The sequence below is a fragment of the Streptomyces sp. NPDC054796 genome, from assembly GCF_053611545.1.
Map to the genome: position 1 here is coordinate 98,138 of NZ_JBSHAO010000021.1, position 20,477 is coordinate 118,614.

The following is a 20,477-nucleotide window of genomic DNA, read 5'->3' on the forward strand; positions in this document are numbered from 1 at the left end:
GTCAGCTCTCCTGTCGTCATGTGGCGGGATCGGTGAGCGCGGAGCCGGACAGGGCGGGGCCGGGGGCCGGCGCGGCGGCGGGACCGGACTCGCCGGGCTGCCGGGAGTGCCGCGGTGGCGGGCCGACGGGGATGATCCGCTGCGTCGGCGGTGGTGCGCTGCTGTCGGTCTCGGCGGTGAACTCCAGCCCGTCGTCCCGGCAGATGAACTGCATGACGTGGCGGCCTGCGGCGGCCGCCCGGATCAGACCGCCGATGGTCGCCCAGACCCCGGAGAGGTAGAAGTCCGAGAGTCCGGGCAGCACCGGACCGTTCTTCTTGATCTCCTTCTCCAGGGTCTCGGCACCCTCCACAAACGGGTTCCACCCGGGGAAGGCCCCGTTGTGGACGCCGGTGTAGCGGACCTGGGTGAGCGGGGTGGAGACGTCGGCGACGGCCACCGCGTCCGAGAGACCGGGGAACCGCTCGTCCAGGAAGGAGACGACGCCGTTGCGGACCCGCCGCTTGGCGGCCGTGTACTCCCGGCCGTGCTTGACCGGCAGCGTGTGCAGTTCCTCGCCGCGCCGCACCCGCGGGGACCGCTCCGGCCCCTCGCGCAGCGCCCGCCAGGGGGCGATGTCGGAGAAGTAGGTGACGTACACGACGGTCGACTCCCTGGGCGCCAGCTCGGGGTAGTGGCGGGTGCGGAACTGGACGTTCATGGACGGGCAGCGCATTCCGAGGAGCCCGCTCGTCGCCCGCTCGGGCAGCAGGTACGTGGTGCACGGATCGCCCTCGGGAAATGGCTTGCGCAGCCCCAGGAACAGGGACACGTACCCGGGCATGAGCTGGCCGGGCTCGTCGATCAGCGAGGTGTAGAGCCGCCGGTAGGTGTCGTTGAGGTACCGGCCCTTGAGCAGCTCCATCACCGTGGTGCGGCCGTCGGCGGCGGAGACCACGATGTCGGCGCGGAACTCCCGGCCGTCGCTCAGCCGTACGCCCACCGCCCGGTCCCGCTCGACCAGGATCTCCTCGACCTTGGCGTTGTAGGTGATCTCGCCTCCGCACTTGCGGTACCGCTCCTCGATCGAGCGGACCAGGCCGAGCGAGCCGCCCTCGGGCACCCCGGCGGACTGGTTGGCGTGTGCGGCGAGCTGAAAGTAGAACGGCAGCACGGGGAAGGCCGGGTGCTTCTCGTAGAGGATGAAGTTGAACGCCTCGCGCAGGAGCGGGTCACGGAACCGCCGCGCGTAGTCGGTCATCAGCACGGAGAGCGACTTTCGGACGGTGTTGAAGTAGGGGATGAACGAGGCCAGCATCCGCCAGCGCTCCGTCCGGCTCATCAGCCCGACCGGTTTGAGGAACGGGTAGACCGCCAGCGCCTTGCGGAAGGTCCGGATGCCCTGGCAGAACTCCCGGACAGGGGCGGCGTCGGCCGGGGACAGGTCCAGCAGATGTGCCTCCAGCCGGTCCGGCTCCGAGTAGAAGTACACCGCCCGGCCGTCCTGCCCGCGGACGATGTTGAATGCGTCGAAGTGCCGCATCTCCTTGCCCTGGAGCGCGCCCAGCTCCAGCCAGATCTGGTACATCTCGTTGCCCGGTCCGTTGCCGAGCAGCCAGCTCACGCACCAGTCGAAGGTGAAGTCGCTGCGGTCCCAGCTCGTGCAGGATCCGCCCGGGATCTCGTGCATCTCGAAGACCTGCGTCTGGTAGCCGTTCATCCGGGCGTAGCAGCCGGTGGAGAGACCGCTGAGGCCGCCGCCGATGATGATCATCGTCTCGCGGCGGCGGCCGCCGCCCCGACGGTGTTCTTCGTGCCTGGATCGCGTCATGTCTCGGGCCTTTCGACCTTGGATTTGTCGTTGCTCGCGCAGGGCTGTGCGGTCTCAGGAGACGGGGGTGGCGACGGCGGTGAGGACGGACCGGGCGAGACCGGCGTTGCGGGCGGCGTATTCGCGGTCGAGCATCTCGGCGTGGGTGCCGAAGCCCCTGACCACCGTCGTCCCGGTGACCGAACTCCCGTGCCAGGTGCCGTGCTGCCCGGACTCGTACAGGGCCGTCTTGCCGTCCTCGGACAACACGCTCAGCGCGGCGGCGACCGTCCCGTGGTTGGGGGTCCGGCTGGCGAACCGCAGGTAGTCACGCGCCTGGTCCCGCGTCTCCTCGGCGACGGTCTCCGAGCCCGTGTGCCGCTTCAGGTGCCCGGCCAGCTCCTCTTCGAAGGCCCGGACGTGCTCGTCGGTGAGGGGGAACGGCTCCGGGATCCGGAACGAGTCGACGATCACCACATGGGACACCGTCCGGCCGCGCCGCTCCAGTTCCTTGGCCACTTCGAAGGCGAGGTTGCCGCCGAGGGAGTAGCCCAGCAGAGCACATGGGCCTTCAGGCTGGAGGGACTCCGTCAGATCGGCGTACCGGGAGACCTTGTCGTCCCCCATGACGTAGTTGAAGGCGACCGTCCGGTACTCCGTCAGATGGGCCGCGAACTCGCGGTAGACCAGGCCGTGACCGCCGGCCGGCGGGAAGCAGAAGAGGCTCTGCCGCCGCTCCTGGTGGAAGCAGAGGTAGGGCTGGGCCCCTTCAGTCCGGCCGGTGGCGATGTGCTCGACCGTGCGCGCCATCCCGTGCAGGGTGGTGGCCTTGAACAGCCCGCTGACCGGGATGGTGACGTGGAACTCGCCCTGTAGGGCGTGGATCAGTTCGATGAGCTTGATCGAGCTGCCGCCGCACTCGAAGAAGTCGTGCTGGAGCCCCGGCTCCTCGACACCCAGCAGAGTCCGCCAGTGCTCGGCCATCCGGGTCTCGTAAAAGGTGACGGGCGGATCGGCGGGCTCGTCGTCGTCGGCCCGGGGCGCGGGCAGCGCGTCGGCGTCCACCTTGCCGTTGGCCGTGAGCGGCAGCGAGTCCACCTCGGTGAAGTGCGCCGGGATCATGAAGGTCGGCAGATGACCGGCCAGGTGCAGGCGGAGCCCGCGGCGTTCCCACGTCTGGCCGGGGGCCGGAACACAGTAGGCACAGAGCACGTTCTCGCCGCCGCCGTCCGTCCGCACGATCACCACGGCCTGGTCGATGCCGGGGTGTTCGGCGAGCCGGGTCTCGATCTCGCCCAGCTCGATCCGGTGACCGCGCACCTTGATCTGCGAGTCGGCCCTGCCCACCAGATGGATCCTTCCCTCGGCGTCCCACCGGGCGAGATCGCCGGTGCGGTAGGCCCGGACCGGTTCGCCGCCGCTGGCCCCGCCGGTCCCGCCGGTCCCGCCGAGTGGCAGGGTGGCGAAGCGGGCCGCGGTCCGCTCCTCGGCTCCGACATAGCCGAGCGCCACTCCGGAACCGCCGATCCACAGCTCCCCGGTCACTCCGGGCGGCACCACCCGGCCGTGCCGGTCCAGGACGTAACAGACGCTGTTGGGGAACGGCCGTCCGACCGGGACCATCCGGCCGGGCTCCAGACCGTCCGTCGGGCCCTCGAAGTAGGCGCTGTCGATGGTGGCCTCGGTGACGCCGTAGGAGTTGACCAGCCTGGTCTCCGGACCGCAGAGGGCGCGCAGCCGCTCGTGCTCCTCGACCTTCCACGCGTCCGAGCCGACCACCAGCAGCCGCATGAACTCCAGCCGGAGCCCCGCCCGCTCGCAGTGGCCGACGACCGTCCGCGCCACGGCCGGGACGAACTCGGCGGCGTCGACCCGTTCGGTGAGCATCACCTCGTAGAGCCGGGCGGTGTGGAACAGCAGTTCGCGGCCCACCAGCACGAGCGTCCCGCCCGAGCACAGGGCGCGGACCAGGTCCCCGGTGAAGACGTCGAACGCGAGGCCGGCCATCTGGAGATGCACCCGGGCATCGGTGTCCAGCCGGTACTCGGTCCGCCATGCCTCGTAGACCGAGGCGAGGTTGCCGTGACCGACGCACACGGCCTTGGGGCGGCCGGTGGAGCCCGAGGTGTGGATGACGTAGGCCGGGTCGTCGGGGCCGACCCGCGGCCCGGTGAACTCGCGTGCGGGACCGTCTAGTTCGGTGGTGGTGACCAGCCGTGCGGGCAACCGGCCGAGCCGTTCGGCGTCGTCGGCGACCAGCAGTGCGGCACCGGCATGCTCGACCATCGACGCCAGGCGGCCCGTCGGGTGGGTGGGATCGAGCGGCAGGTAAGCGCCGCCGGTACGGAGGATCGCCAGCAGGGTGACGACGAGTGCCGGAGACTTCTCCAGGCAGACGGCCACCACCGAGCCGGGCCCGGCTCCCAGCGCGCTGAGCCGGGCGGCGGCCCGCCCGGAGCGCTCGGCCAGCTCGCCGTAGGTGAGCCGCTCCGCCGGGCCCGACTCGCCCGACTCACCCGGTGCGACGACCGCGGTCGCGTCGGGACGGGCCTCCGCGGCACGCAGGATCAGCTCGTGCACCGGACCGTCGGGCACCACCCGCCGCCCGGCGCCGCTCCACTGCTGGAGCACCAGGGCACGATCCTCGGGGCCGAGCAGCTCCAGCCCGGTGGCCGGCTGCCCGGGGCCGGTCTCCGTCAGCGCCGCCAGCAGGCGGACGTAGTGGCCCGCCAGCCGGGTCACGGTCCCGGGGAGGAAGAGGTCGGTGTTGTACTTGAGGACGCAGTGGAAGCGCTGCTCCTTCTCGTCCTCGTAGGCGGACAGGGTGAGGTCGAACTGCCCCTCCTCCTCGGGGAGTTCGATGTAGTCGAGGTGGTAGCCGTACTTCTCGGTGGCCACCTTGTGATGGAGCAGGATGAACATGGCCTGGAAGACGGCGGAGCGGCTGGGGTCGTGGTGCAGGCCGAGCTCCTCCACCAGCAGCACGAAGGGGTACTCCTGGTTGTCCAGGCCGCCCAGCACGGTGGCCCGCACCCGGTCCAGCAGCTCCGGCACGGCCGGCTCGCCCGCCAGCGAGACGTGCAGCGGCAGCGGGTTGACGAAGTAGCCGTAGACTCCGGCGAACTCCTCGTCGGTGCGGCCCGTCACCGGGCTGCCGACGATGATGTCGTCCTGTCCGGAGTATGCGTGCAGCAGCAGGTAGTAGGCGCTGAGCAGGACCACGAAGACGGTGACGTTGTGCTCGCGGGCCAGCGCACGCACCCGGGCACTGGTCTCCTCGTCGAGCGCGAAGAACTCCGAGGCACCGTTGTGGGTCTGGACGGCCGGGCGCGGTTTGTCGGTGGGGAGGCCGAGGGCCGGTATCTCGGCCGGAAGGTGTGTACGCCAGTACTCCAGGGCCTTCTGCGCCTCACGGCCGGCCAGGAACTCGTTCTGCCGGTTGAGGAAGTCCACGTAGCGCGCGGTGACCGGGGGAAGCTCCGGCGCCCGGCCCTGGCACAGCCCCTCGTAGACGGCGAGCAGTTCCTCGATGAAGGTGAAGGTGGAGATCGCGTCCGAGATGATGTGGTGGACGCCCTTCATGAGCACCCAGCGCGCGGGCCCGCGCCGGAAGAGCCGGAACCGCACCAGCGGATCGCGCTCCAGGTCGTACGGCCTGCGGTACTCCCGCACGAGCATCGTGCGGATCTCGTCCCAGCCCAGATGCGCGACGTCGAAGACCTCGAAGTCCGGCTCCGCGTCGGCGGAGATCCGCTGGACGACCTGATCGCCGTCGAACATGAAGTTCGCCCGCAGACTGGGGTGCCGTTCGACCATCGCCCGGAAGGCGTCGGCCATCAGCTCGGGGTTCAGCTCCACCCGTACCTCGACCGCGCCGCCGATGTTGTAGGCGAAGCCGTCCGGGTTGAGCTGCTTGAGGAACCACAGCGCCTTCTGATTGTGCGTCAGCGGATACACCGACGCGTCCTCGTACCGCTCGATCTCGGCCGCGCCGGATCCGGCGCCGTCCTCGTCGAGCAGCTCGGCCAGCACAGCGTGGAGCTGGTCGACCAGATCGCCCACCGAGGTGTTGCTCAGCAGCGACACCACCGGAAGCGTGGTGCCCAGTTCGGTGTTCAGGCGGGCGCGCAGCTCCATCGCGAGCAGCGAGTCCATACCGAGATCACCGAGCCCGGTGGCCGGGACGAGCTGTTCGTGGGGCACCCGGAGCACGGTCGCGGCCAGCCCGGTGAACCGCTCGGTGAGCAGCGTCAGCCGCTCGTCCTGGCCGGCCGTCCGCAGGGCTTCCAGCAGGCTGCTCTGCCCGGCGGCCGCCGGGGCCTGTTCCCGTGCGGCGGCGGCCAGCTCGGAGACCAGCGGCGGCGGAGCCGGGTACCAGGAGAGGAAGACCGGCCAGTCGGCCACGGTGGCGACCAGCAGTTGGGCGCGGTCCTGGCCGAGCACCCGCTCCAGCACGGCCATGCCCGTCCCGGGTGCGAGGGAGGACATGCCGCGGTTGTTCCGGTAGTGGTCGATCAGACCGAGTTCCTCGATCATCCCGGTGGCCCAGGGACCCCAGTCCAGGCTGAGCGCGGGCAGGCCGAGGGCCCGCCGGTGATGGGCCAGCGCGTCCAGGAAGGCGTTCCCGGCGGCGTAGTTGGTCTGGCCCGCCGTGGTGAGCAGCGAGGCGATCGAGGCGAAGAGCACGAAGTGGTCGAGCGGTTCCGCGGCCAGGTGCCGGTGCAGGGCGAGTGCGCCGAGCAGCTTGGGTGCGCAGACGGTATCGAACACTTCCCGGTCCAGCTCGGGCACGAGGGTGTCGCGTACCTGTCCGGCCAGGTGGAAGACACCGCGGACCGGCGGCCGGCCGAGCTTCCGGTACTCGGCCAGCCAGTCGGCGAGCGCGGACTCGTCGGTGACGTCCAGTGTCGCCAGGATCGGCTCCGCGCCGAGCGCCTCCAGTTCGCGCAGGTAGGCGGCCCTCCGCCCCGCGGGGCTCTCCGGGGCGAGGTCGCGCCATCGCTCCCGCGGGGGCATGGGGCTGCGCCCGGCCAGGATCAGCCGACGGGCGCCGCGCCGGACCAGAGTGCGGCAGAGCACACGCCCGAGCGCGCCGAACGCGCCGGTCACCAGGTAGGCCCCGTCCGGACGGAGGCTGGGGGGCAGCGGGCGGCTCAGGCCCTGGGCGGGGCGGAGACGCATGGCCAGCCGCCGCCCCGCGCGCAGGGCGATCTCGTCCTCGTCGGCGAGCGTGAACTCGCGCAGCAACGCCTCCGCCTCCTCGTCGGCGGACGCCGCGGCGGGGCCGAGGTCCACCAGCTTCCCGGGGTGTCCGGGCAGTTCCTGGTGGCGGAGCACTCGGCCGATGCCCCAGGCGGGGGCGCCGAGCGGTTCGACGGGCTCGGCGGGGTCGGTGGCCTGCGCAGCGCGGGTGACGATGTGCAGCCTGCTGCCGGGCAGTTCGACGGGCAGCAGCGCGGCGAGCGCGACCAGGCTGTAGGCACCGGTGCCTGTGTGGCCGGTCACCGCGGCGCGGTCGGCCGTGTCCAGCACGGGCCGGTCGAGGTTCCAGAGATGGACGACGGCGGCCGGATCGGGGGCTCCCGCTGTTCGCCGGTCCGTGAGCAGGCGCTCCAGGTCGGTGGTGGAGCCGGGGTCGACGACGGACTCACGGCCCTCGGTGACGGTCCGGTAGCCGGTGCCGGGCCGGACCAGGTGGCAGCTTCCGCCGCGCGCGGTGATACGGGCGGCCAGCGCGTCGGCGACGCCCTGGCCGTCGGCGAACAGCAGCCACCGGTCGGGGTGCTCGACCGGTGGAGCGCTGGGTCCGGGCGCCTCCGGCAGCTCGCTCCAGACGGGTTCGGTGAGCCAGCCGTCGATGGTACTGAGGCCGACGGTGGTGGCGGCCTGCTCGATGTCGGCGGCCCGGAAACCGGTGATCCCGCCGAGCGGCACACCGTGCTCGTCGTGGACGGCGATGTCGCCCACCAGCTCCGTCCCGCCGTCGTGGGTGACCGTGGCGTGTGCCCAGAGCGGCCGGTCGCCGGTCGCCTCCAGCCGGACCTCCGCGATGCTCAGCGGCAGCCTGATGCCGTGCGTCGCCGGGTCGGCGGGGCCGAGCAGTTGCGGCGTCAGCAGCGTCTGGAAGAAGGCGTCCATCACCACCGGGTGGACCTGGTGGTCCGCGCCCTGCCCGGCGACCGCCGACGCCGGCCGCACCCTGGCCAGCGCCTCGCCGGGGCCGATCCACACCTCGTCGATGCCCTGGAACGCCGGGCCGTAGTGGTATCCGAGGGCCGCCAGCCCGGCGTAGCAGTCGGACCCCGACAGATGACGGGCGGCCCTGCCGCGGATCGTCGCGATGTCCAGCGGGCGTCCCGGGCGGCGCCGCTGGCCGGGACGGACCGCACCGGAGGTGTGGACGGTGCCTCCGGCACCTTCGCCGGTGAGGGTGGAAACGGTGAAGCCGCCGTGATCGGCTGAGAGGGTGAGGTGGACCCTGCGGCTCTCCTGGTCGGGCAGGTAGAGCGCCTTGCGCAGTTCGATGTCGGTGAGAGTGGCGTCGGTGCCGCCCGTCAGCGAGCGGACCGCCTGGACCGCCATCTCCAGATATCCAGCGGCGGGAAAGAGGACCTGCCCCTGGATGCGGTGGTCGTCCAGATACGGCAGCGCCTCGGCGTCCAGCCGCGCCTCCCAGGCAGGTTCGGCGCTGACCAGTCTGCGGCCGAGCAGCGGATGGTCGGTCCGGCCCTGCCGGATCTGTGCGACCGGCCGGGGCTCGACCCAGTGCCGGTCACGCTTGAACGGGTAGCGGGGCAGGGGGACGGGCCGTCCGGCGGGCTGGAGGACCGACCAGTCGACCTCGGTACCGAGACCGTGGAGCGCTGCCAGTGAGGTGGCGAAGGTGACCTGCTCGTCCTCCTGACGGCGGATCGACGGCAAGGTGAGCACCTCGGGACGCCCGGTGTCGCCCAGGCGCTCCTCCACCACTTCCTGGACCGAGCGGCCCAGCACCGGGTGCGGGCCGATCTCCAGGAAGAGGCCGTACCCGTCGTCGGCCAGCCGCTCCACCGCCTGCCGGAAGCGGACGGTGTTACGGACGTTCTGCCACCAGTACTCCGCGTCCAGCTCGGTGCCGTGTGCGGTGCCTTCGCGGCCGGTGAGGTAGAGCGGCACCCGGGCCGGGCGGGGAGCGAGGTCCGCGAGCGACTCCAGCAGCTCGTCCTTGACGAGATCCATCTGGGCGCTGTGGTACGGCACGTCGACGCTCAGCGGGCGGGCGAAGACCCGCGCGCCGGTGAGCGAGGAGGCGAGCTCGGCCAGCGCCTTCTCGTCCCCGGCCAGGGTGAGGGAAGCGGCACTGTTGACCGCGGCGACCGAGACCGCGCCCCCGTACGGGCGAATCCTGCGGTGGGCCTCTTCCTCGGGGAGGGCGACGGCGAGCATGCCGCCGCTGCCTGCCAGCTTCTGCTGGAGGCGGCTGCGGTGCAGCACCACCTTGAGCGCGTCGGCCAGGTCGTAGACGCCTGCCTCGTAGAAGGCGGCGACCTCGCCGGTACTGTGGCCGACGATGGCATCCGGGCGGACGCCGCGGCTTCGCCAGAGAGCCGCCAGTCCGACCTGGAGGGCGAAGTTGGCGGGCTGGGCGAGCCAGGTCTCGGCCATCCGGGAGTGCGCCTCGTCGGCGGCCAGTTCGTCCAGCAGCGACCAGTCGGTGAGTTCGGCGAGATGTCCGGCGCAGCGCTCGACGGCCTCGCGGTAGACCGGTTCCGTGGCGAAGAGCCGGCGGCCCATCGCCCACCACTGCGGGCCCATGCCGGTGAAGACCCAGGCCAGGGCGCGGTGTCGCGGTTCGCGGCGGTGGCCGGTGAGGACACGGGGGTGCGGCTCGCCGCGCAGATAGGCGGAGAGGGCCTCGTCCAGCGACGCGCGGGAGTCGTAGACCACCGAGAGCCGGGCGTCGTGGTGCTGGCGGCGGTGGGCCAGGGTGTGGCCGAGGTCGGACAGGCTGACGGGGGCGCCGTCGTGGACTCCGGCCAGTTCGGCCTGGATGCCGGCCGCCAGCTCGGGCAGCGCGGCGGGATCGCGGGCGGTGAGCGGCAGGATGGTGCAACCGGCGGGCTGCCCGGTCACCGGCCCGTCCGCCGACTCGCCCGCCGTCTCGGTGGGGACTTCGGCGAGGACCTCGGAGCGCACCTCGGGAGGCACCTCGGGGGCGGCTTCCAGGAGGACGTGGGCGTTCGTACCTCCGAAGCCGAAGGAGTTGACCCCGGCCCGCGCGGGCCCCTCGTGCGCCGGCCAGCGGGTGGGCTCGGCGGGGATGTCGTAGGGCAGGGTGGCGGGGTCGATCGCCGGATTGAGGCGCTCCAGGTTGATGTGCGGCGGTATGACGCGGTGCTTGAGTGCCAGGGCGGTCTTGATGAGCCCGGCCAGCCCGGAGGCCGACTCGGTGTGCCCGATGTTGGTCTTGACCGAGCCGACGTAGCACTTGTCTCCGGGACGGCGGCCGATCGCCAGCGCCTTGGCCAGTGCGTTGGCTTCGACCGGGTCGCCGACCGGAGTGGACGTGCCGTGTGCCTCGACGTACTGGAGGCTGCCGGGGGCGATGCCGGCCTCCGCGCAGACCCGCTCGATCAGGGACACCTGGGCTTCCGGGTTGGGCACGGTGATGCCGTTGGTGCGGCCGTCCTGGTTGACGCCGCTGCCGATGACGACGGCGTGGACCGGGTCGCCGTCGCGCAGCGCGTCGGAGAGCCGTTTGAGCGCGACCACGGCGACACCCTCGGCCCGGACGTAGCCGTCGGCCGCGGCGTCGAAGGTGCGTGAGCGGCCCTGCGGGGAGAGGAAACCCCCCTTGGTCTCGGCGATGGTGTACTGCGGCGCGATGTGCAGCAGCGTGCCGCCGGCCAGCGCGAGTTCGGTCTCGCCGCGGAGCAGGCTCTGGGTGGCGAAGTGGACGGCGACGAGGGAGGAACTACAGGCGGTGTCCAGGGAGACGCTGGGGCCACGGAAGTCGAAGCAGTGCGAGAGACGGTTCGACACCATCGTCATCATGGTGCCGGTGGCGGTGTGCGCGGCGAGGCTCTCGAAGGAGAGGTCGGAGAACTGGAGGATCTTGTAGTCCAGGGTGAACGCGCCGATGTAGACGCCGACCTCGCGGCCCGCCAGCTCGGCGGGTATCTGCCCGCCGTCCTCCAGCGCCTCCCAGGACACTTCCAGCAGTTTCCGCTGCTGCGGGTCCATGTGGTCGGCCTCTCGGCCGCTGATGCCGAAGAAGGACGGATCGAATTCGTCGAAGCCCTCGATGTAGCCGCCGCGGCCACCGACCAGCCGGCCCGGCTTGGCCTTGTGCCTGCTGCCCAGGGTGGCCACGTCGTACCGGCTGGGCGGGGTCGGCGTGATGCAGTCCTTGCCGTCGACCAGGTTCCGCCAGAACGACCGGTGGTCGCAGGCGCCGCCCGGCAGCCGGCAGCCGATCCCGATGATGGCGATCTTCTCCCCGTCACCGGCGGGAACGGGGACGCGGGAAGTCGCTCCGGCGGAGAGTGCTCCGGGGGAGCAGGCAGAGCATAAGTCCGTCATGGTCGAGTCCTGCCTTTCGGGGAGGTGCCCTGGCCATTCGATGGAGCGGGGGCCCAGGGACTCTGGGGACGGGTGTCATGCGGGTGCCGTGGGTCAGGAGCGGAAGGCGTGCCGGCCCGGAACCCCGCGACGGCTCGACCGGTGAACGGCCGCTGTCGCGCCGCGTGCCACGGCCCGGGTCACTCCGGCTGGTCGGCTGATCGGTCGGCCGGTCGGCCGGTCGGCCGGTCGGCCGGTCGGCCGGGGACGGCTTGGCGGTGTCCACCGGAGTGCTGTGCTGTGGACAGGGCGGAAACCGGACCGGCCGGGAGACGAGAGCCGGAGGCAGGGGCGTGCGGGGACGCGGGTGGTGCGGGCGTGACGGGGCCGGGCCGGAGCCGCCGGGGCGGAGCGGTCCGCTGGTGCTGGGCGGGGACGGCGCCGACAGGGCCGGTCCGGGGTGGTGACCGGTGGAAGGCGGCACGGCGGACGGTCGCACAGGGGTGGTCGACCGGTTCTGGGCCGGGGCAAGCCGGGGTGGCCGAACTGGTGGGATCGCGCGGATCGGAGCGGGACGGCGGATCGGAGCGGGACGCCGGTCAGACCGGCTGGCGTGGCCGGGGTTGTGCGCTGTCGACTCGTTCCGTGCGGCGCCATGCCTGAAGGTGACTGGCCACTACCGCACCGGTACGGGGGAAGTCGGCGGGATACTGGAGACCTACCGCCACCGGCTTCCGGCCGGGCCGCCAGGTGAAGCTGCCGAAGACGTGGTCCCAGAGGGAGAGGTCGGAACCGTAGTGCCCGGCCTCCGAGAGATCGATGCTGTGGTGCAGCCGGTGCAACTCCGGACCGGCGAAAACATGGTTGAGCACACCGATCCGGACATCGATGTTGGCGTGCACGAAATAGCCCTGCACGATCACGAACAAGCCCACCACGAAGACCGCTTGCGCCGAGAATCCGGTCAGCGCGAGCGTCAACTGGACGACGCCCTGGGTGAGTATGACGTCGACGACGTGGTTGACCGCGTTGTTGCCGACGTTCACCTTGGCGGGTACGTGGTGCACGCCGTGCAGTCGCCAGAGCCGGCGATTGGTGTGGCACCAGCGGTGGATCAGATAATTGGCCAGCGAGCCGAGCAGCAGTGCCGCGGGAATCTCCGCCCAGAGCGGCAGCGCGGGATGTACGGGTGCCACCCAGCCGACGACTGTCGCCACGGGAAGCTGGGCCACGGCCCCGCCGAACATCGTCAGCACGAAGTACACACTGTACGCACCCCACTCGGACGCACTCGGCGACCACTCGGGTTCATACGGAATCAGTCGTTCGAGCAGCGACAGGCCGCCGACGACGCCGAGCAGGAAGAACACACTCACCATGCCGAGATCCCAGCGCAGGTGCAGAGCCGCCACGGACACCGAAGCAAGCGTGAACAGCATGACAGGGTATGCGACATGCCGAAGCGCGGTTCGGAGCTGCCCATGCATAATGCGCCCTCCACAGCTCACTGCGAATGAGAACTTCGACGATGCTAGCGGTTGGGTGAAAGGTGAGGGGAGGGTGTCCCTTCGGTGATCGCGCATTTGTCCAGATATCAATGAACCCTTTCCGGTCTGCTGATGGCGCGGAGTGTTTCCGGAAATCCTTCTTCTGCGCGGTACCGGCTCCCCTCCCACCCGCAGGAGGCGGCAGGCCGGCGCGATCATTTCCCCTTGGTCTCCGTCGAATTCCACTTCAGGTGCTGTAGGCTCATCCGGCACTGCTTCCTCTGTTGCCTCAAATGCACGTCACCCGATGTCCAGTTACGAGAGGAATATTTTCGGACGCGAGTGAGGGTGAGGCTTCGCGATGTGCTGGAACGCCGTTTTGGCCGACGGGGTATCCCATGGCAGGGAAACTGACGTGAAGATGCGGCTACTCGGCGGTGCTGTTGTCGGAAACGTCGCGCGAATTGAGACAGGAAAGTCCGGTGTGGCCAATAAGCAGCCCGTTCACCGGCAAGGGGAAGTGGTAATTCCGTCCGGTTCCAGCCCGTGCGGCTGCCGGTTTTCCGCCAAGGCGGGGTGACGGCTGGCGGAACGCGGGCGGGCAGGCGGGTCGGCGGGGACGCCGTCGCCGTCCCCGCCGATGTTCACTGGTCCGCCACGATGCGCCACCGGTTGTCGGCTGTGCCGTTGTCCGAGTCCTGGACCGCGAAGGCGCCGACGGCGGCGGAGTGGTTCTCGATGCCGAGCGGCTTGCCGCTGTGCGCGTTGCGGATCACGCAGGTGCCGTCCCCCTGGTCGAGCAGTGTCCACCGGTGGTCGGCTGTGCCGTTGTCGGACCACTGGAGGACGGCCGCGTTGTCCGCTGTGGACATGTCCCGCACGCCGAGCACCTTGCCGCTGTGCGCGTTGCGGAACCGGACCGCGCCCGCGTCGTCGATCACCTCCCAGCCGTGGTCGGCGGTGCCGGAGTCGTGCCACTGGAGGGCCCGGCCCCCGTCGGCCGTGGACATGTCCTGGATGCCCAGCACGAGGCCGCTGCCCACGTTGACGAGGCGGACGCGATCGGTGCCGCCGATGCGCCAGTAGACGGTGTAGTTGTGGCCGTGCGCCTCGTGGAACGGGCCCAGTCCGACGGAGGAGCCGTTGGCGGTGGCGGTGAAGGCGAGGGAGGAGTCGCCGGTCCGCCGGATCGAGGCGGTGTTCAGCGAGGGGAGGGAGCCGAGCGCGCTGTTTCCGTAGTCACCGGACAGGACTGTCGGGCCGTAGGTGACGGCGGCGACGTCCGGATCGTCGTTGGCGGCGTGCAGGACGACCCGCATGGGCAGACGGACGGTGACCGTGTCGCCCGGGGACCAGGAGCGGGTCAGCTTCGCGTAACTGCCCGGCGTGGTGGCGATGTTCTGTGCCACACCGTTGACGCTGACGGTGGCTCCTGAGGTCCAGCCCGGGATGCGGACGCGCATCGCCCATGTGCCGCCCGCGTCGCCGGTGACCTTCAGCGTCGTGGTGTCGCCGACCGGGAACGACGTGGTCTGGGTGACCGTGATCCCGCGCTGCGACCAGTCGAGGACGGAGGGCACGAACAGGTTCACGGTCAGGGTGCTGTCGTCGCCGTCGCGGAAGTAGACGGAGTCCATCAGCCTGGTGTGCATCTCCAGGCCGGTGCCCTGGCAGCACCAGAAGGTTCCGTAGTCGGTGCTCCATGTGCCGCCGCCCCATGCCGGGCCCACACCGCGCCGGGACCCCGGTGCGAGGGGGGTGAAGTAGGTGACGTGGCCGTGGCCGTCGGCCGGGTTCTGCTGGCCGATCATCTGGTTGAGCCACGCCCGCTCGTAGAAGTCGAACAGGGCGGCCCTGTCCGGGGTCAGTGCGAACAGCTCGCGGGTGAGGCTGAGCATGTTGAAGGTGTTGCAGCTCTCGCACGTGTCCTTGTGCAGATACGCGGCGATGGCGTTCGGCGCGCGGAAGTGCTCCGCCTGGCTGTTTCCGCCGATCGCGTAGGTGTGTGTGCCGACGCAGATGTCCCAGGCGTGGGTGGCGATGTCCCGGTAGCGGGTGGTCCCCGTGGCCTTGTACTCGCGTGCAGCGCCGATCCACTTCGGCACCTGGGTGTTGGCGTGCAGCCCGCTGAGCCGGTCCTGGCCGGCGGCCAGGGGGTCGAAGACGGCGGCGTGGTCGAAGCGCCGGGCGACGGCGAGCCACCGTGTGTCGCCGGTCTGCTGGCAGAGGTCCGTCAGCACGGCGTTCATGCCGCCGAACTCGGTCTCCAGCATGGCCTGCGTCTGCTGGCCGCTCAGCCGCCCGGTGCGCCAGTCGACCCACCCGGCCAGGGCCAGCAGCACGTCGCGTGCCTGGGTGCTGCCGAGCAGCCGCCACACGTCCAGCAGACCGGCGAGGGTCTTGTGGACGGTGTAGTACGGCACGTTGCCGTTGGTGAGCGTCCGCTGTTCGAGCGCGGTGAACTCCGACTCGGGGTATCCCGAGAGGTATCCGGCGCTGAACCCGGCGGCGCTGTTGTTGGCCTGGCACTTGGCCAGCTCCGCGACCATGTAGAGGGCCTTGTCCCGGCAGACGGTGTCCCCTGTGACCGCGTACGACTGCGCCCAGGCCGTGAGGAAGTGGCCCTGGACATGGGTGCGGAAGGGGAAGGTGGGCGCGTCCCAGCCACCCGTGGCGGCAGCGCCCTTGGTGGAGAGCCGGTGGTTGGCGCGGAAGTTGTAGAGCAGCCGGTCGGTGTCGACGAACCGCAGATAGCTGCGGGTGCGGTTCTCGTTGTCCAGCCACCTGCTCGCGGTCAGCCGGACCTGGCCGAACGCGAAGGGGTGCGCGGACACGCCGATGTCGGGCCTGGCGGGGGGAAGCACGGCGGCGCGGGCGGGAGAAGCGGCGGCCAGGGGCCCGGCGGTGGAGGCGACGGCCGTGGCTCCGGCGATCTGGAGGAGACGGCGTCTGCTGACGGAGGAGGACATCGTGCGGCCCTTTCTGCGACGGGGAGGCCGGGCCTTCGTGCACGGGGGAGCGTGGTGTGTCCCGGCGGAGGGGCGGGGAGGGGCGGTCCGCTCAGGTTCTCCATGCGTTCGAGATATCGGACGCTGTTCGTTATGTCGCCGGAACGATAGCGGCGCCGCCATGAGGCGTCAACGCTTGTCGGTGGACCGGGGCGGCCGGGGTGGACGGGGGTGGACCGGGGGCGGTGGGGGTGAAGTTGACGGTGCGTCGGCGCAGGACTCCGCGCCGGAACCGTCGGCGCCGGGACCGTCGGCGTCGGGCCATCGGGCGCGGACTGTCAGTGCCGGATCAGGCCGCCGACGGGAACGGGTGCGACGTGGCCCGTCGGCGGGCGGGTCCGGGCCAGGGCGAGGCCGACGTCGACGAGCGAGGACCGGTGCAGGCGGGCGGCATCGGGGACCGGGGTCCACACCGACTCGGCGATCTCGCCGTCCGGCTCGGGCCGCAGGAGGCCACCGGTGATACGGACCTGGTAGAAGATGCCGACGTTCTGGTGCTCAGGCCCGCCGGGGACGGTGCGTTCGGCCGAGGGGATCACCCTTGAGTCCACGCCCAGCAGGCGCTCCACCACCGCGTCGCAGCCGGTCTCCTCGGCCACCTCGCGGATCACCGCGTCGAAGGGGTCCTCGCCGTGCTCGACCCTGCCGCCGGGCAGGGTCCAGTTGGACTCGCCGGCGGCGGAGACGTGACGGGCGAGCAGGACCCGCCCGTCCTCAATGCACACGGCGTACGCCGCCAGCCGGAAACTCATCCGCGCACCTCCCGCAGGACCGTACCCCGGCATCCGGGCCCCGGATACCGGATTTCGGCATAGGCTGCTGCTTCCTGTCGGCGCACGTCTGTGCCCGACCGCACGCGCGTGCCCGGCCAACTGCCGTACAGAGCCGGGCAGTTGGCCTCGGAGGACGGTCAGTGAGCTATTTCGCCATCCAGTCGGACGACCCGGAGCACCCGGGCCGCACGGAACACCCGGGCCGCGCGGAGCGTCAGTACGTGCTCGGTCAGGAACTGCGCGTCTCCATCCTCACGTCGGCCGAGGAGACCGAGGGGCGGCACGACGTGACGGACTCCTTCATGCCCGCGGGCGCCGCCACCCCGCTGCATCTGCACACGCGGTACGAGGAGCGGCTCTGGGTGGTCTCCGGCGCGCTGACAGTGTGGGCGGGCAAGGAGCGGACAACGCTGCGCTCGGGCGACTTCTGCACCATTCCGCTGCACACCCCGCACGCCATCAAGGCGGAGGGGGAGGGTGCCCGTGCCCTCAACATCTCCTCGCCCGCGGGCTTCGCCGAACTCGTCGCCCGTGCGGGCACCCCGTTGCGCCTCGCCACCGGAGACACCGAGCTGGACGCGGAACTGTTCGGCGCGGTGGCCGAGGAACTCGGCGACGTCCTCCTGGGCCCGCCGGGCACGACCCCCGCCGACCTCCCGGACGGCCCGGTACTGCCCTGAGCGGGTGTGCCGGTGTGCCGGTGTGTCCAGCGGCCGACGGAACGTACGGGCGCCGTCGGGCCCATGGCAAGCGACGGTCAGGGGGCGAGCGCGGAGCCATCGCCCGCCACGCGGTCCCGCGCGCCGGGCCGGGGCAGGAACGCGCGGACGGTGAGCAGCACTCCCGTGATCAGGACGACCTCCGCCGCGTTGCCGAGCGGGGGCACCCGCGCCGCGGCCCCGGAGGCCACGACCATCACCGCCGAGGTGAGGGCGAGCCGGCCGAAACCCGTACGCCGCCACAGCACGATGCCGGCGGCGAGGACGATCAGCCCGGTGAGGACGGCGGGCAGCGGGCCGACCGGTGACGTCGAGTCGTTGACGTAGCGCAGCGCTCCTCCCCAGCGTTCGGCGCGCAGCGTCAGGCCGAGGATGTCGTGGTGGACACCCGCGGCGATCAGCAGGGCGGTGAGGGCGGTGGCCACGGCGCGCACCGGTCCACGGCGCGCACCGCTGACCCCCGCGTGGTCCGCTGCCGCCAGCGCCCAGAGGACCAGCAGGGGCGTCAGCAGGGCGTGCAGCACGAAACGGGGGACGCTCAGCGTCTCCAGCAGCGGTCCAGCGCCCAGCGGGTCCCCCAGGGCGATCACGCCGTTGTCCCAGACCAGCGCCGCGCTCACCAGGGCCGGGACGACGGTCAGCCACCCCGGGGCCCGCCGCCAGTACCGCACCGCCGCCACGGCAAGCCCCAGTTGCGCGGCGGCGAGCAGGGCGAATATCAGCGAGACCATCCCGTACGCCTCCTCGCGTCGTCCAGCAATATCTCAACGGTCAAGATACCTGGCGTGGATGCGGGCACCCGGCAGCGGGGTGTGCGAAGGGCGCTCACCCGCCCGGCGCACCGGCGCACCGCCTCGTGTGGCGCCCCGCGCACCCCGCGGCGACGGTGGGAACGGACGAGGATCCGGACCGCTCGCGGTCGAAGGGAACGGGACGGACGGGGCACGCATGCCGACGACCGGGGAGACGGCGCCGACGCTGGGCGTGGAGGAGGAGTTCTTCCTCGTCGACGCGCGCGACGGCGGCGTGCGGGCCTCGGCCCCGCGGGTGCTGGCACGGGTCGAGGAGTCCCTGAGCGGCCAGGTCTCGGGCGAGTTCACCGCCTACCAGATCGAGGCCAAGACGCCGCCCTGCCACGGGCTGCGCGAACTCGGTGACCACCTGGTGCGGATGCGCGCGGGCGTGGCGGCCGCGGCCGCCGGGGAGGGGCTGCGGATCGTGGCGTCGGGCACCCCGGTCCTGGGCGGGCGCGAACCCGTGCCGCTGCGCGAGGACCCCCGCTACGACGCCGGTGCCCGGGAGTACCGGGCCCTTCAGGACGACTTCGCCTTCTCCGCGCTCCAGACGCATGTGCGGGTGCCGGGCCGCGCGGAAGCGGTGCTGGTGAGCAACCATCTGCGGCCCTGGCTGCCGACGCTGGCCGCGCTCGCGGCGAACTCCCCGTACTGGGCGGGCCGCGACACCGGTTACGCGAGCTGGCGCACCGTCGCCCTGGGCCGCTGGCCCGCTGCCGGACCGCCTCCGTACTTCGACGGCGTCGACCACTACGACCGCCTCGTGGCGCGCCTGCTCGACAGCGGCGCGGCGCTCGACGAGCACAACGTGTTCTGGGACGTGCGGCCCTGCCGCCACCTGCCCACCGTCGAGATCCGCGTGATGGACGTCAACGCCGGAATCGCGGAGACCACCGCGTTCGCGGCCCTGGTGCGGGCCCTGGTGGCCGAAGCCCTGGAGCGGGTGCGGCGCGGCGATCCCGGGCCGCGCGTGGACCAGGAAGTGCTGCGCGCCGCCTACTGGCGTGCGGCCCGCGACGGCTGCTCGGGGCACGGTCTTGAGCCGCTCGGCGGAGGGCTCCTGCCCGTCGCAGAGCTGGCCCGGCGGCTGCTGGCCCACGTGCGCCCCGTGCTCGACGGATACGGGGAACTGGCCGCCGTGAGCACCGTCGTGCGCGCTCTGGCGGCCGGGCACGGCGGTGCGGAGCGCCGCAGGGCCGTGTACGCGCGGCGGGGGCACCTGCCCGACGTGGTCGCCGACCTCGTCGCCCGTACCACCGGCTCCCGGCCGCTCCCGCCCCCCGTCGGCACGGGCCCGGCGCCGGGGCGGAAGCGGAACGCGTCGAGCAGGGGAGCGGCGGGGCCGGTGCCCGCACCCGTGGGCGCCGGAGCCGGGGCCGGATCCGGGCCCGTGGGCCCCGGAGCGAGGAACAGTGCGACAGGAACGGAGCGGATCATGACGGAATCGACAGCGGGAACCGGTACGGGCGGTCGGCGGACCGAGGACTGGTGGCGCCCGGAGGCGGGCTTCTTCGGCGACCTCTACAAGGAGGCGGACGACTCGCTGCGGACGTTCTTCGCGGGCACGTCGCGCGTGGACGACCGTACGTGCGCCGAGGTCGACGGCGTCATGCGCCTGTGCGGCCTGGCGCCCGGCGCGCGCGTGCTGGACTGCCCGTGCGGATACGGGCGGCACAGCGTCGAGCTGGCGGCCCGGGGTGTGGACGTGGTCGGCGTCGACATCAACCCCGGCTTCCTGGAGGCGGCCCGGCGGAGCGCGGCGCGGGCCGGGACGGCGGTGCGCTTCCTCGAAGGGGACATGCGGGAACTGCCGCCCCTGGAGCCCGTCGACGCCGTGATCAACATGTTCTACTCCTTCGGGTTCTTCACCCCCGAGGAGGACCTGGCCGTCCTGCGGCACTTCCGTCAGTCGCTGAAGCCCGGCGGGCGGTTCCTGATGCACACGATGGTCACAGCGCCGGCGCTCCGTGACGGCCGCATCCCCGCCGAGGAGCGCCGCCGGCTCTCCAGTGGCCGGACCCTGGTCTCGCGCCGCCACCTGGACGACGGCACGCGGCGCGAGTTCGGCCAGTGGGCCATCGTCGACGACACCGGCGCCGAGTTCCCCATGACCCCCTACGACGTGCGGATCTACACTCCCGAGGAGTTCGGCGAGCTGTGCCGGGAGGCCGGGTTCGCGCGGACGACGTGCCACGGCGACTGGGACGGCACCCCCTACGAGGACGCTTCCCCCAACCTGATCGTCGTCGCCCACGCCTGACCCGCCCGGCCCGGTCCGGCCCGACCCCGTCCGGCCCCGTCCGGCCCCGTCCGGCCCCGTACCGTACGGCTCCGCTCCGCCCCGTACCGTACGGGCGGGGACGGGGC

Annotated in this window: 8 protein-coding genes; 2 read left to right on the forward strand and 6 right to left on the reverse strand. The window is 71.8% G+C overall.

The features are described 5' to 3' along the window. Positions 1 to 16: 16 nt before the first annotated feature. The 5 genes from ACWGJ2_RS19355 to ACWGJ2_RS19375 all read right to left on the reverse strand — a co-directional run bounded on the left by ACWGJ2_RS19355 (position 17) and on the right by ACWGJ2_RS19375 (position 16,576). Complete coding sequence (locus tag ACWGJ2_RS19355; protein WP_453347340.1) at positions 17 to 1,810, reverse strand: phytoene desaturase family protein; 1,794 nt, start codon at positions 1,808 to 1,810, stop codon at positions 17 to 19. Between the two features lie 54 nt (positions 1,811 to 1,864). Further along, positions 1,865 to 11,350, reverse strand: a complete 9,486-nt coding sequence (locus ACWGJ2_RS19360; protein WP_453347341.1) for a non-ribosomal peptide synthetase/type I polyketide synthase — start codon at positions 11,348 to 11,350, stop codon at positions 1,865 to 1,867. A 578-nt stretch (positions 11,351 to 11,928) separates the two neighbouring features. Next, positions 11,929 to 12,816: a sterol desaturase family protein gene (locus ACWGJ2_RS19365; RefSeq protein ID WP_453347342.1), complete on the reverse strand. Its 888-nt coding sequence runs from the start codon at positions 12,814 to 12,816 to the stop codon at positions 11,929 to 11,931. A 644-nt stretch (positions 12,817 to 13,460) separates the two neighbouring features. Beyond that, positions 13,461 to 15,785 (reverse strand): beta-L-arabinofuranosidase domain-containing protein, encoded by a 2,325-nt coding sequence (locus ACWGJ2_RS19370; RefSeq protein ID WP_453347343.1) that lies wholly within the window; start codon positions 15,783 to 15,785, stop codon positions 13,461 to 13,463. Between the two features lie 317 nt (positions 15,786 to 16,102). Then, on the reverse strand, positions 16,103 to 16,576 hold the full coding sequence (locus ACWGJ2_RS19375; protein WP_453347344.1) for an NUDIX hydrolase: 474 nt from the start codon (positions 16,574 to 16,576) through the stop codon (positions 16,103 to 16,105). 161 nt (positions 16,577 to 16,737) lie between these two features. Here ACWGJ2_RS19375 and ACWGJ2_RS19380 point away from each other — a divergent pair, with 161 nt between their 5' ends. Then, on the forward strand, positions 16,738 to 17,277 hold the full coding sequence (locus ACWGJ2_RS19380) for a cupin domain-containing protein (protein WP_453347345.1): 540 nt from the start codon (positions 16,738 to 16,740) through the stop codon (positions 17,275 to 17,277). 77 nt (positions 17,278 to 17,354) lie between these two features. Here the strand turns inward: ACWGJ2_RS19380 and ACWGJ2_RS19385 are convergent, their stop codons facing one another. After that, positions 17,355 to 18,047, reverse strand: coding sequence for a hypothetical protein (locus tag ACWGJ2_RS19385; protein ID WP_453347346.1), 693 nt, complete (start codon positions 18,045 to 18,047; stop codon positions 17,355 to 17,357). A gap of 217 nt (positions 18,048 to 18,264) precedes the next feature. Here ACWGJ2_RS19385 and ACWGJ2_RS19390 point away from each other — a divergent pair, with 217 nt between their 5' ends. After that, positions 18,265 to 20,370 carry a glutamate--cysteine ligase gene (locus tag ACWGJ2_RS19390; RefSeq protein WP_453347347.1) on the forward strand — a complete coding sequence of 702 codons (2,106 nt, stop codon included), beginning with the start codon at positions 18,265 to 18,267 and terminating at the stop codon, positions 20,368 to 20,370. Positions 20,371 to 20,477: the final 107 nt, after the last annotated feature.